The organism is Streptomyces sp. NPDC030814 (assembly GCF_055572155.1).
Map to the genome: position 1 here is coordinate 74,426 of NZ_JBVIDX010000001.1, position 12,825 is coordinate 87,250.

11 protein-coding genes are annotated in these 12,825 nt (G+C 71.6%); 8 read left to right on the plus strand and 3 right to left on the minus strand.

Translation table 11 applies throughout. The annotated features are described in order from the left end of the window. Positions 1–55: 55 nt before the first annotated feature. Entirely contained in the window at positions 56–589 is a 534-nt protein-coding gene (locus ACZ43N_RS00295) for a TerD family protein (RefSeq protein ID WP_468094086.1), read from the minus strand. Between the two features lie 154 nt (positions 590–743). Here ACZ43N_RS00295 and ACZ43N_RS00300 point away from each other — a divergent pair, with 154 nt between their 5' ends. From ACZ43N_RS00300 to ACZ43N_RS00315, 4 genes are all read left to right on the plus strand, one after another. Beyond that, a complete protein-coding gene (locus ACZ43N_RS00300; protein WP_468094087.1) occupies positions 744–1,349 on the plus strand; it encodes a YdbC family protein in 606 nt (201 codons plus the stop codon). Positions 1,350–1,488: 139 nt separating this feature from the next. Beyond that, positions 1,489–2,148, plus strand: a complete 660-nt coding sequence (locus tag ACZ43N_RS00305) for a histidine phosphatase family protein (protein WP_468094088.1) — start codon at positions 1,489–1,491, stop codon at positions 2,146–2,148. 12 nt (positions 2,149–2,160) lie between these two features. Next, positions 2,161–3,066, plus strand: coding sequence for an ADP-ribosylglycohydrolase family protein (locus ACZ43N_RS00310; RefSeq protein WP_468094089.1), 906 nt, complete (start codon positions 2,161–2,163; stop codon positions 3,064–3,066). Positions 3,067–3,694: 628 nt separating this feature from the next. Then, entirely contained in the window at positions 3,695–5,230 is a 1,536-nt protein-coding gene (locus ACZ43N_RS00315; RefSeq protein WP_468094090.1) for a DUF4153 domain-containing protein, read from the plus strand. A 126-nt stretch (positions 5,231–5,356) separates the two neighbouring features. Here the strand turns inward: ACZ43N_RS00315 and ACZ43N_RS00320 are convergent, their stop codons facing one another. Beyond that, entirely contained in the window at positions 5,357–6,904 is a 1,548-nt protein-coding gene (locus ACZ43N_RS00320; protein ID WP_468094091.1) for an MFS transporter, read from the minus strand. A gap of 170 nt (positions 6,905–7,074) precedes the next feature. Here ACZ43N_RS00320 and ACZ43N_RS00325 point away from each other — a divergent pair, with 170 nt between their 5' ends. From ACZ43N_RS00325 to ACZ43N_RS00335, 3 genes are all read left to right on the plus strand, one after another. Next, positions 7,075–7,698 (plus strand): TetR/AcrR family transcriptional regulator, encoded by a 624-nt coding sequence (locus ACZ43N_RS00325; protein ID WP_468094092.1) that lies wholly within the window; start codon positions 7,075–7,077, stop codon positions 7,696–7,698. A gap of 81 nt (positions 7,699–7,779) precedes the next feature. Beyond that, complete coding sequence (locus ACZ43N_RS00330) at positions 7,780–8,481, plus strand: ribonuclease HII (protein ID WP_468094093.1); 702 nt, start codon at positions 7,780–7,782, stop codon at positions 8,479–8,481. A gap of 69 nt (positions 8,482–8,550) precedes the next feature. Beyond that, the gene (locus ACZ43N_RS00335) at positions 8,551–9,156 is read left to right on the plus strand and encodes a hypothetical protein (protein ID WP_468094094.1); all 606 of its coding nucleotides are present in this window, start codon (positions 8,551–8,553) and stop codon (positions 9,154–9,156) included. Between the two features lie 406 nt (positions 9,157–9,562). Here ACZ43N_RS00335 and ACZ43N_RS00340 read toward each other — a convergent pair whose 3' ends face one another. Then, positions 9,563–10,189, minus strand: a complete 627-nt coding sequence (locus ACZ43N_RS00340; protein WP_468094095.1) for a hypothetical protein — start codon at positions 10,187–10,189, stop codon at positions 9,563–9,565. 350 nt (positions 10,190–10,539) lie between these two features. Between ACZ43N_RS00340 and ACZ43N_RS00345 the strand changes: the two genes are divergently transcribed. Then, a complete protein-coding gene (locus tag ACZ43N_RS00345; RefSeq protein ID WP_468094096.1) occupies positions 10,540–12,699 on the plus strand; it encodes a RecQ family ATP-dependent DNA helicase in 2,160 nt (719 codons plus the stop codon). The last annotated feature ends 126 nt before the right edge of the window (positions 12,700–12,825 follow it).

A 12,825-nucleotide genomic window follows, 5' to 3' on the forward strand; every position in this document is an offset into this window, starting at 1 on the left:
GAAGGGCGGCACGGCCGGTGGCCGTGCCGCCCTTCGGCGTCCGTGGCGCGGCGCGTCAGGACTCGCGCGGGGCGCCCATGACGCGGGCGAAGCCGGCCGGGTTCTCGTCGTAGCCGTGGAGGCCGGGCAGGAAGCTCCAGGTGCCGGACCCGTCCCGTACGAACTCGGCGATGACCGCCGCCGTGGAGCCGAGGACCCCGGCGAAGTCGTCCTCCGCCAGGACGGTGTAGTCCTCGCGGAGGCGCAGGGCCGGCTTGCTGACGTCACCGAAGGTCTTGGGACTCGCCCCTTGCTGTATGGCGACGCCGATCACCACGCGCCCGTACCGGCTGTCGAGGCGGTTCAGCTCCACCGTCATGACCTCGTCCCAGCCGAATCCCTGGCCGGTCCTGCTGTCGCGGTTGAGGGTGATGGTGCCGTCGGGCGAACGGCTGTCGAAGTGCACGACGTAGGCGGGATCGCCGCTGGGGTCCGCCGCCGGGTAGGTCGCCGCGACGATGTCGAGGTCCGTGGGCGGCTGTCCGGCGGGGCTCGGATCCCACTTCAGCGACACCTCGACCTTGCGGATGCCCTTGTTGAGGCCGTTCAACAGAACTCTCCTCCCCGTTCTCCGATACGTGGGGGCCGAACTGCCTCCCAGTCCAGGCCAGTTGCCCATCCTCGCATGCGCACGTCGGCGCTCGCCGGACCACAACCCGTCGGAGAGTGACCGGCGCCACGCTCCGTGGCCTTACCATGGCGCGGTGCTGGTCAAGTGGATTCGCTGCACCGTGGTCGACCGCCGCGGTTTCGAGCGGGGGCAGCGAAAGTGGGCGGGGCTTCTGGGGGAGCCGGGATTCCGTGGACAGGGCGGGGGCTGGAGCCGGGCACGGAGCGGGGTCGCGCACGTCTTCTCGTTCTGGGAGAGCCGTGCCTTCTACGACTCCTTCATGGCCCGCTCCCACGACCGCCTCGCCGCCTCGCAGTCCGGTACCTACAAAGACCCGCAGGTCAAGCTCTTCGACCATCGGTTCGACGTGAAGACCGGCTTCGAGCCGCGCTTCGCGGACGCCGACCTGCTACGGGTGGCGCACTGTCGTGTCCATGAGGAGCGGGCCGAGCACTTCGCGCTGATGCAGGAGAAGGTCTGGAATCCGGCGATGGCAGGTTCCCCGGGGATGCTGCGAGGTCTGTTCGGCGAGGCGCCGGGCCATGAGTTCTTGATCCTCTCCATGTGGCAGTCGGCCGCCGAGCACGGCAAATACCGCGTCGAACGCATCGAGCGCCTCGCCCTGCGGGCCCAGATCGAAGCGGATGTCGCCGCACTCGCGGGCGACATCGTGGAACTGGAACCGAGCTGGACGGTCTGATGCCGACCGGCCCGGCCCGGGAGGTTGGAATTCCGAACCGCGGCGGGTCCGGAACCGGACCGGCGGGATCCGTGTGATCTACGCCGTATGGGACCGGGACGGGTGCTCGATCATGCCTCGTCCCCTTTAGGGTTTTGGCATGGCACGACCACGGCGCATCGTCCTTGTCCGGCACGGCGAGTCAACGGGCAATGTTGATGACACCGTGTACGAGCGTGAGCCCGACCATGCTCTGGCGCTCACCGAGCTGGGCTGGCAGCAGGCCGAGGAGACCGGCAAACGGCTCCGGGAGCTGTTCGGCCGGGAGCGGGTCAGCGTCTACGTCTCCCCGTACCGCCGGACGCACGAGACCTTCCAGGCCTTCCACCTGGACCCCGAACAGGTGCGGGTACGCGAGGAACCCCGACTGCGGGAGCAGGACTGGGGCAACTGGCAGGACCCGGCGGACGTACGGCTCCAGAAGGCCTACCGGGACGCGTACGGCCACTTCTTCTACCGCTTCGCGCAGGGGGAGTCCGGGGCCGACGTGTACGACCGGGTCGGCAACTTCCTGGAGAGCCTGTTCCGCAGCTTCGAGGACCCCAACCACCCGCCGAACGTCCTGATAGTGACCCATGGGCTCGCCATGCGGCTGTTCTGCATGCGCTGGTTCCACTGGACGGTCGCCGAGTTCGAGTCCCTGTCGAACCCGGGGAACGCGGAGATGCGGATGCTCGTGCTCGGTGAGAACGGCAAGTACACCCTCGACCGGCCGTTCGACCGCTGGCGTGACCCGGAATCGTACGGACCCACCAGTTAGAGTGGCAGGGCGATGACCGCTGACTCCTCTCCCGAAGGCCGCCTGGAGCGTGCCCTGGCCAGCTTGCGTGGACTCGCGGTGGGGGACGCGCTGGGCTCGCAGTACTTCGTGCCGGTGAACTATCCGCTGCTCAAGCGCCGCGAGACCCCGCCCGGACCCTGGCAGTGGACGGACGACACCGAGATGGCCTGCTCCGTCGTGGCCGTTCTCGCCGTACACCACCGGATCGACCAGGACGAGCTCGCCCGCTCCTTCGCCGTCCACCACGACTTCGACCGTGGCTACGGGCCCGCGGTCAACCGCCTGCTGCGGCTGGTTCGCGAGGGCGGCGACTGGCGTGAACTGGCCTCCGCGCTCTTCAACGGCCAGGGGTCATGGGGCAACGGCGCGGCCATGCGGATCGCCCCGCTGGGCGCCTGGTACGCCGACGACCCCGAGCAGGCGACGCATCAGGCGGAGATCTCCGCCTACCCCACGCACCAGCACCGCGAGGCCGTCGTCGGGGCCATGGCCGTCGCCGCGGCCGCCGCCCTGGCGGCCGACCCGGCGGGGGCGCCGACCCCCGAGGCGCTGCTCGACGGTGTCGTCGCGCTCGTCCCGAAGAGCGCCGTCGGCGCGGGGCTGCGGCGTGCGCGGGACATGCTCGACTACGGCGACGCCGACACCGTCGCGGCCGTACTGGGATGCGGTCGGCGTACGACGGCGCACGACACCGTGCCGTTCGCGCTCTGGTCGGCCGCACGCGCCCTCGGTGACTATGAAACGGCCTTCTGGACCACAGCCCAGGCGGGCGGTGATGTCGACACGACCTGCGCAATCGTCGGGGGAGTGGTCGCCTCCGGCGGCAAGGGCGGCGCGCCTCCCGCTGCCTGGGTGGACCAGACGGAGGACCTGCCGGCCTGGGCACCCGTCCACTAGAGACGCCGGAGGCCTGCCGGGCGCTTCGGCCTTTCGGTGATTTCCGTCTTCCCGGTGTTCGCGGGGGAGAAGGCGGCTTTCGGCGGAGCCAGGCGGCGGCAGAGCGCGCTTCCCTCGTCTCCGTGGTCACAACCGCCGCAAGTGTCACAGGCGTGCCACAGAGTGCTTCTCGGCCTCTGTCACCGCTTGTCGTGCCGCATAGCCTGTCCGGCACGCCGCTGTTGATCTTGGCCAGGCGCGGCGCCGAGACACCGGCCACGAGCCCACCACCGCAGCGAGACGCTGCGCCCGGGGGCGATGAGAGCCGGTCGGGGGAGGGGGTCCCATGTCCGAACCACCGTCCACGCCAGCCGCGTCCGGATCCGACGGACGAACGCCCGGGGTGCGAGCCTCGGGTGATGAAGGCGGCTCGGAGGCGCAAGCGCCCCCGGACGCCGCGGCGGAGCGCCGCCCTGCCGGGTCGTCGCCCACGAGCAAGGCTGCTGGGACAGAGTCGAACGGGGCGGCTGAGTCCGAATCGCCGGGCCGGGTGGGCAGGGCCGAGTCGATACGGCCCTCCGCCGGGTCCGGGCCGACGGACCGCCGTGCCGGGCGCGGTCCGACTGGCGGCGGCGCCGGGCCCGGTTCCATGCGGTCGGTCGCCAGGGCGGAGCCGTCCTCCCACGAGGCGCCGCCCACGCCGCTGCGGCCGGCCGGACCGGGGGGCGAGGAGCCCGCGCCGATCCGTACCGCGACGCTCTGGGCCGCGCTGGCCACCGGTCTGCTCAGCATGCTGCTGCTCGGGGACGGGATGGCGGTCAACCTGCTGGTCGTCGCCGTGCCCGCCACGCTGGCCGTGTACTTCGCCGGGCGACGGGCCGGTCGGCGGCCACGCGCATGGTCGCTCGTGTGGGGTGCGGGAGGGCTCGCCCTGCTGGTGGTGCCCGCCGTGCGGGCTGCCGAGTGGCCTTCGATCCTCGCGGTCGTCACCGCGCTCGCGGCGGGGTCGCTCGCCCTGCACGGCGGCCGCACCTGGCCGGCCGTCCTGCTCGGCCCCGTCGGTGTGTTCACGGCCGTGGTCACCGGCCCCGCCTGGGCGTGGCAGGGGCTGCGGGACCGTGCGGGCGGCGACCGGAGCAAGGTGGGACCCGTGCTGCGGGCGCTGGCCGTGGCCGCGGGTCTGCTACTGGTCTTCGGGGTGCTGTTCGCCCAGGCGGACGCAGCCTTCGCCGACCTCCTCGGCGCCCTGGTGCCCGACGTCTCCACGGAGGACGGACCCTGGCGGGTCCTGCTGCTCATGCTGGGCCTCTTCGGGACGCTCGCCGCAGCCCGCACGGCCGCGGCGCCGACCCGCTGGGACGAGGTCCAGGTGCCTGCCGGACGAGCCCGTGGCCGCGTCGAGTGGGCGCTCCCGCTGGTCGGACTCATCGCCCTCTTCGCCGTCTTCAACGCCGTTCAGCTCGCCGTGCTCTTCGGGGGCTATGACGCCGTGCTGGCGGAAACCGGGCTGACCTACGCCCAGTACGCGCGTCAGGGATTCTGGCAACTGCTCATCGCCACCCTGCTCACCCTGCAGGTCATCGCCGTGGCCCTGCACTGGGCGCCGCGCACCCGATCGAGTGACCGCACGCTTGTCCGGGCGGTGCTGGGAACCCTGTGCGCGCTGGCGCTCGTCGTCGTGGCATCCGCGGTGCGCCGTATGGACATGTATGTGGAGGCCTATGGGCTGACGCGACTGAGGATCTCGGTGGTGGCCGTGGAGCTGTGGCTCGGCCTGGTCATCGCGCTCATCATGGCGGCCGGGGTGTGGGGTGCCCGGTGGCTGCCGCGTGCCGTGGCGGCCGGCGCCGTCGCCGGGGTGCTCGCGTTCGGGTTCGGGTCGCCGGACGAGCTGATCGCCGAGCGCAACGTCGAGCGGTACGAGACCACGGGCCGCTTCGACCTCGAGTACGCGAGGGGACTGTCCGCCGACGCCGTACCCGTCCTGGACCGGCTGGAGGAGCCCATGCGTTCGTGCGCTCTGTGGGACATCGACGCCGAGCTGAAGGAGGAGCGGGACACCCCCTGGTACGCCACGAGCTGGGGAGAGGCCAAGGCCCGGCGCATCCTGGAGGAGCGGCCGGTGTCGCCGGGGGCGAGCGGGCCTGCGTGCGGAGGCCTGGAGACGGAGACGCTGTACCGCTGAGCTGTGTCCGCTCAGCCCTGTACCGCTGAGCCCTGTCTCTGAGGGCCGGCGACGAGACGTGGCCCGCACGCCGGACACACCCCTCGGCCTCGGCCTCCGGGTGTGTCCGGCGTCCGCAGGCGGCGGTCAGCCTCCGGCGGGGCCCGCCGTTCCCGCGAGGGCGTCCAGGTCGCTCTTGCGGACCCTGATGACGACCGCGGCGGTGACCAGGGCGAGGACGGCCATCGCGATGGCGGGGATGAACGCCGTCGCGATGCCATGGGCGAGCACCTCATGGCTCCAGGGGGCCGGAAGCTGCTGCGTCCTGGCGAACTCGGCCTTCTGCTCGGCCGACGCCTCCGCGAGGAACAGCTGCGCCTGTTTCTCCCCCTCTTCACGGCTGGCCGTACCGAAGACCGTGGTGAGGATGGACAGACCCAGCGATCCGCCCACCTGCTGCGTGGCGTTGAGCAGACCGGACGCCGCGCCCGCCTCGTGCGGGGCGACCCCGGAGACGGCGGTGAGGGTGAGCGTCACGAAGTTCAGCCCCATGCCGAAGCCGAACAGCAGCATCGGGCCGAGTACGCCGCTGACGTAGGAGCTGTCGGGGCTGATGAGGGTCTGCCAGGCCAGCCCCAGCGCGACCAGCGTCGAGCCGCCCAGCATGAACGGCTTCGGACCCAGCACCGGCAGGAACCGCTGCGACAGACCGGCGCCGGTGACGATCGCGACGGTCACCGGCAGGAAGGCCAGACCGGCCTCGATCGGTGTGTACCGCAGTACGTTCTGCACGAACAGCACGATGAAGAAGAACATGCCGAACATCGCCGCAGCCAGGCTCAGCATGATCACATACGTGCCCGAGCGGTTGCGGTCGGCGAACATCCGCAGCGGGGTGATCGGCTCCTTGGCCCGGCTCTCGATATAGCCGAACGCGAGCAGCAGGACCACCGCCGCCGCGAAGGAACCGATGGTCAGACCGTCCCGCCAGCCCTCCTCGGCCGCCCGGATGAAGCCGTACACCAGGGAGGCCATCCCGGCCGTCGACGTGAGTGCGCCCGCGATGTCGAACCGTCCGGGGTGCCGCTCCGACTCACTGATGTACATCGGCGTGAGCACGGCGATCAGCACACCGATGGGCACATTGACGAAGAGCACCCAGCGCCAGTCGAGCCATTCGGTGAGCATGCCGCCCGCCAGCAGACCGATGGCCCCGCCGCCCGCCGAGACGGCGGCGAAGACCCCGAACGCCCGGTTCCGCTCGGGCCCTTCCGGGAACGTCGTCGTGATCAGCGCCAGGGAGGTCGGCGACGCGATCGCGCCACCGACGCCCTGGAGGGCGCGTGCGGCCAGCAACTGCCAGGGTTCCTGGGCCAGACCGCCGAGGAGCGAGGCGAGGGTGAAGACGAGAATGCCGGTCATGAAGACACGGCGGCGGCCGAGGATGTCCCCGGCCCGGCCCCCCAGGAGCAGCAGACCGCCGAAGGTCAGCGTGTACGCGCTGACCACCCATGTCAGGTCGGTGGTGCTGAACTTGAGCGAGTCTTGAATGTGCGGGAGCGCGATGTTCACAATCGTCGCGTCCAGTACCACCATGAGTTGGCAGGCCGCGATGACCGTGAGCGCGATGCCGGGACGCCCCTCCCGGCGGGCTGCTCCCGGCTTCTGATGCTGAATCAACGGAGAGGTCGTCACTATGGGTCCCCCACAAGTGCCTTAGTGAACGCTCGCGTTCACTGTCGCGTCCACGGTAGTGAGTCCCCCTTAGTGAACGCAAGCGTTCACCGAAGTCGCCGCCGTGGCATGCCTCGACAGTCCGCTCGCACCGCCGAGATCCCCACCCCAGGCTCAACGGAGAAACACAGATGGTCACTTCGCGCTGGACGGCCGCTCCCGCACAGACGGCCTCCCCGCGCCGGCGCGGCGCCGTACTCGAACGCGCGATCCTCGACGCCGCGCTGGAACAGCTGAGCACGGTCGGCTGGAGCGGCCTCACCATGGAGGGCGTCGCCGCGGGCGCCCAGACGGGCAAGGCCGCGGTCTACCGGCGCTGGCCGTCCAAGGAGGACCTCGTCGCGGACGCGCTCCAGGCCGGGCTGCCGCGCTTCGACGAGGCGCCCGACCGGGGAAATGTGCGCGACGACCTCCTGGACCTGTGCCGGCAGGCCCGCGAGGCGATGTTCTCGCGCCCCGGGTTCGCCCTGCGCTCGGTGATTCACGAATGCGACACCCTTCAGGCGGAGCGCTTCCACGCCGTGATCGTCGAGGGTGTCATCGAGCCCACGGTAAAGCTGCTGCGGGAGGTCCTGGAGCGCGGAATCCGGCGTGGCGAGGTGCGTCCCGACGCGGCCAACGGGTATGTCTTCGACGCGATTCCCGCCATGATGATGTACCGCTCGAAGCTGTGCGGCAGCGAATGGAGTGAGCGGGAGATCGCGGAGATGGTCGACCAGCTCATGGTGCCGCTGCTGCGCTCGCCGGGCACCTGACCCGGCCCGGCCGCGGGGTCGCGGCCGCCCCGGGAACCTGGGTGTCGCACGGCCTTACGGGCGGCGTAGGCTAAGGGCGCCATGCCGTACGAACCACCTACTCACACCGTCGAGCGCTCCCTGCGCGCCACGACCGGAGCGAAGGTCATTGCCGGTGTCGACGAGGTGGGGCGAGGTGCGTGGGCCGGACCCGTCACCGTCTGCGCGGCGGTCACCGGACTGCGCCGACCGCCCGAGGGCCTCACCGACTCCAAGCTCCTGACGATCAAGCGCCGCGAGGCGCTCGCCGAGGAGTTGCTGAAGTGGGTGACGTCGTACGCCCTCGGTCACGCCTCCCCGGAGGAGATCGACGATCTGGGGATGACCGCTGCGCTGCGGCTCGCCGCCGTACGGGCCCTGGACGCGCTTCCGGTGCGTCCGGACGCGGTCATCCTCGATGGCAAGCACGACTACCTCGGTTCGCCCTGGCAGGTCCGTACGGTGATCAAGGGCGACCAGTCCTGCGTCGCCGTCGCCGCGGCCTCGGTGATCGCCAAGGTTCGGCGCGACAAAATGATGGCCGAACTGGGTGTCGAGCATGCAGACTTCGGTTTCGCGGCCAACGCCGGTTATCCGTCGCCCGTGCACAAGGCCGCTCTGGCGGAGCGGGGACCCACCCCGCACCACCGGTTGTCGTGGGCGTATCTTGATGCGCTGCCCCAGTGGCGGCACCTCAAGAAGGTCCGCAACTGGGCGGACGGAAGCGTTCCGGAGATCGAGGGGCAGCTCGGCTTCGATTTCTGACGGATTTCGTTCGCACTCATGTGCCACCCGCCGACGCGAGTCGCAGCGGCGTTTGATAAACATCAGCTCATGCCTCTCATTCCCGAGGAGCCTCAGATTCACGAGAGTGCCCAGGGTCCGCGTGCCACTCCGGCCAGCGGCCGCGTCGCGCCGACCCCCCGTCCCGTACCCGGACCCCGTCCCGCGGCTCCGCCGCGTCCCGGCCGCCCGGGTCCCGCCCGGCCGGTGCCGGCCCAGCGCGCGTCGCACACCGCGGCCAAGCCCGGGCCGTCCGCTCCGGCCGCCACTCCGCAGATCCAGCTGATCCCGGCCTCGGCCGAGGGTGCGCTGGACGCCGCGGAGGAAGCCGTCGACCTGCTGCTGGATTCGGGGCGCGCCCCCGGTGACGTGCTGGTGATCACCACCGGTGAGCAGCATCCGTGGGCCGCCCACGAACTGTCCTTCGGCGAGAGCGCGTACTGGGCCCAGCACGACGCGGGCGACGACGTCTTCTACGCCGACGCCTCCGCCGTCGGGAGGGCCGCGCCGCGTCCCGTGGTCGTGGTCGCCGTCAACGGCGGCGCCGACTCCATCACCGCGCAGACACTGCCGCAGGCTCTCGGCCGGGCTCGTGCGCTGCTGATCGTCTGTGGCGACCCGCAGAAGATCAACGCGGTACTGGGCGCCGGCGTCTGACCGACCGCGGCTCCACCCGGTATGCCCGCCAGGGCCGGCCGGGGAGGGGCGCGCGCCCGGCGCGGCCCCAGGGCGCCACGACGGCCACACCCCGCAACGGGGCGCTTCGGCGCGCCGGCGGGGTGTTTCGCGTGCCTCCGCAGGCCGGGCCGCGGGGTGCCACCTGTGCCTCTGCGCTGCGGTGGGCAAGGCTCGGCGGGTGCGGGTGCGGGTGCGGGTGCGGGTGCGGGTGCGGGTGCGGGGCGCGCGCCTGTGGCCGTACGCATGCCTGCGGCTGTGTGCACGGGGTGCGCGCGGGGAACGCCGGCCTCCCGTGGGGGGAGTGCACGTGGTGGCCTGAACTGGGGACGGGCAGGTCGTCGGTTCCGTCGTCCCGTCGTGAACGGAGGGCCCGAAGGCCCTCGGGTCAGCGTGCCGCCGCTCGGCGGAGCACCTCGGAGGCCACCCCGCCGGTGCGCGGGATCGGCGGCGGTGCCACGGCCGTGGCGAACGGCTCGGCCGGAGAGTCCGCGTGGGGGCGGCGGCCGCCACGGCCCTCGCCGAGAACCTGCCAGCCGTCACGTGTCAGCGTGATGTACGCCCCGCAGCGCAGCCCGTGCAGAGTGCAGGCGTCCCGCAGTCCCCACATCCACGCCCCGTCCTCCTCCGTCCAACGCGCGTCCCCGTCGCGGCAGTACAGCAGTACGGCCGTCCGTACCGGCGTGCGCCGGCGCAGGTCGTGCGGGATGACCCGGCGCAACTGCGCGAGCAGGGCGTTACGGAACATCCAGCCGTCCGCCGGGGCCGGCCGCCGGATGAACGAGGCACTCGCCCGCAGCCGTTCGTCCGGGTCCAGCACGGCGATGACCGCCGTCGCGGGCCGGGGCTGATGGCGCGCGTGCAGTCCGCTGACGACCTCCCGGGGATTTCGCAGCAGCGGAATCCCGGCGGCGGCCCATTCCGCGGGCTCGAGCAACCGGTTGGCGGAAGCGGCGGGCAGGTCGGCAGACGTCGACATGGAGGCCGCCGAGGACGGAGCGAATCCGAAGGTCACGATCCTCCCTTCGGCTACGCGCCCGCACTGCGGGCGGGGTCGGACTGGGGGAGCGCACGCCGCAGCAGAAGCCCTACCGATTCACCGGTGGGCCGTGCGGGGAGCGGACCTCAATTCTTCCTGCCGAACTTGGTTGCGGCAACGAGCAATTGGGGCCACTGGCGGTTTTGTGGTGATCCACCGTTTATATCCCCGCCCCGTGGGAGTCGTCGGCAACGCCCTCGGTGACGGGGCTCCACGCGCTGTTGACACCTCGATCCCCGGCGTGGAGCCGACGGTGGCTGCTTGTGAGGGAAGGGTCGCGGGGGGTGAGGTGGCTGAGTGTCCGAGGTATCGGGTTGCATGGGGGCATGGACACCGAGAAGCTCCGCGCCGAAGCCGACGCCATCCTCGCCGAGCTCGTCGGCGACCCCACGGGGTCGGCGAGGCTCCGGGAGGACCAGTGGCAGGCGGTGGCGGCCCTCGTGGAGGAGCGCCGTCGTGCCCTGGTGGTGCAGCGCACCGGCTGGGGCAAGTCGGCGGTGTACTTCGTCGCCACCGCTCTGCTGCGCCGCCGCGGGTCCGGCCCGACGGTGATCGTCTCGCCGCTGCTGGCGCTGATGCGCAACCAGGTCGAGTCGGCGGCACGTGCGGGCATCCAGGCGCGCACCATCAACTCGGCCAACCCGGAGGAGTGGGAGTCCGTCTACGGAGAGGTCGAGCGCGGTGAGGCCGATGTCCTCCTCGTCAGCCCGGAGCGCCTCAACTCCGTTGACTTCCGCGAGCATGTGCTGCCCGGGCTCGCCGCCACCACTGGTCTGCTGGTGGTGGACGAGGCGCACTGCATCTCCGACTGGGGGCATGACTTCCGCCCCGACTACCGCCGGTTGAGGGCGATGCTGGCCGAACTCCGCCCCGGGGTGCCGGTGCTCGCCACCACGGCCACCGCCAATGCGCGAGTGACGGCCGATGTGGCCGAGCAGTTGGGCACCGGTGGCGGGGAGGCCCTGGTGCTGCGCGGCCCGCTGGAACGGGAGAGCCTCCGCCTCGGGGTCGTCCGCCTGCCCGACGCGGCCCACCGGCTGGCCTGGCTGGCGGAGCACCTGGAGGAGCTGCCCGGTTCCGGGATCATCTACGCCCTCACGGTGGCCGCCGCCGAGGAGGCCACCGCCTTCCTGCGGCAGCGGGGCTTCGAGGTGGCGTCCTACACCGGGCGCACGGAGAACGCCGACCGGCTCCAGGCTGAGGCCGACCTCCAGGAGAACCGGGTGAAGGCGCTGGTCGCGACCTCGGCCCTGGGCATGGGTTTCGACAAGCCGGATCTGGGTTTCGTGGTCCATCTCGGTTCGCCGTCCTCGCCGATCGCCTACTACCAGCAGGTGGGGCGTGCGGGGCGCGGTGTGGCCCACGCCGATGTGCTGCTGCTGCCGGGCAAGGAGGACGAGGCCATCTGGCGGTACTTCGCCGACACCGCCTTCCCGCCCGAGGCGCAGGTCCGGCAGACCCTCACGGCCCTCGCCGAGGCGGGACGGCCACTGTCGGTGCCGGCCCTGGAGACGTCCGTGGACCTTCGGCGTACCCGCCTGGAGACCATGCTCAAGGTGCTCGACGTGGACGGGGCGGTCAAGCGGGTCAAGGGCGGGTGGATCTCCACCGGCGAGCCCTGGTTCTACGACTCCGAGCGGTACGCGTGGGTCGCCAAACAGCGGGCGGCCGAGCAGCAGGCCATGCGCGACTACGTGAGCACATCCCGGTGCCGGATGGAATTCCTGCGCCGGCAGCTCGACGACGAGGGGGCCGCCCCGTGCGGCCGGTGCGACAACTGCGCAGGAGCCTGGGCCGATTCCTCCGTCACGGCCGAAACGCTGACCAGCGCGACCCAGGAACTGGCCCGCCCGGGGGTCGAGGTCGAGCCGCGCAAGATGTGGCCGACAGGGATGCCCGCACTGGGCGTCGACCTCAAGGGCCGTATCCCTGTCACCGAACAGTGCTCCACCGGGCGCGCCCTGGGGCGGCTCTCGGACATCGGGTGGGGCAACCGGCTGCGTCCGCTGCTCGCCGAGAACGCGCCCGACGGACCCGTCCCCGACGATGTCCTCAAGGCCGTGGTGACGGTCCTCGCCGACTGGGCGCGGTCCCCGGAAGGCTGGGCGTCCGACGGTCCCGGCGCGTCCGCCCGGCCGGTGGGGGTCGTCGCCATGCCCTCCGTGCGTCGCCCTCGGCTCGTCGCCTCGCTTGCCGAACGCGTCGCCGCCATCGGCCACCTGCCCTTCCTCGGCAGCCTCGGGTACACCGCGCAGGGCGGCGAGCGATCGGCACGCCGCAGCAATTCCGCCCGACACCTCCAGGCCCTCTCCGCCGCCCTCACCGTTCCGGAGGAGCTGGCCGGATCCCTCGCACGGGCCTCGGGACCCGTGCTGCTCGTGGACGACTACGTCGACTCCGGCTGGACCCTCGCGGTCTCCGCCCGGCTGCTGCGCCGAGCGGGCGCCGGTCAGGTCCTGCCCCTGGTTCTCGCCACGGCGGGCTGATCCGGTCGCCCGCGCAGACGGGCGGACGTGCTGACGGCTGACCCGCAACTCTTTCGCGTCGCTCATGGCCTCATGCAATCCGATGCCTCGGACATGGCGCGGACGAGCAGACCAGGTCTGTGGACA

Coding starts and splice junctions, on each gene's coding strand:
- ACZ43N_RS00310 (WP_468094089.1), top strand. CDS start 2,161: ATGACCGCTGACTCCTCTCCCGAAGGCCGCCTGGAGCGTGCCCTGGCC.
- ACZ43N_RS00335 (WP_468094094.1), top strand. CDS start 8,551: ATGCCTCTCATTCCCGAGGAGCCTCAGATTCACGAGAGTGCCCAGGGT.
- ACZ43N_RS00345 (WP_468094096.1), top strand. CDS start 10,540: ATGGACACCGAGAAGCTCCGCGCCGAAGCCGACGCCATCCTCGCCGAG.
- ACZ43N_RS00305 (WP_468094088.1), top strand. CDS start 1,489: ATGGCACGACCACGGCGCATCGTCCTTGTCCGGCACGGCGAGTCAACG.
- ACZ43N_RS00315 (WP_468094090.1), top strand. CDS start 3,695: ATGCGGTCGGTCGCCAGGGCGGAGCCGTCCTCCCACGAGGCGCCGCCC.
- ACZ43N_RS00330 (WP_468094093.1), top strand. CDS start 7,780: ATGCCGTACGAACCACCTACTCACACCGTCGAGCGCTCCCTGCGCGCC.
- ACZ43N_RS00325 (WP_468094092.1), top strand. CDS start 7,075: ATGGTCACTTCGCGCTGGACGGCCGCTCCCGCACAGACGGCCTCCCCG.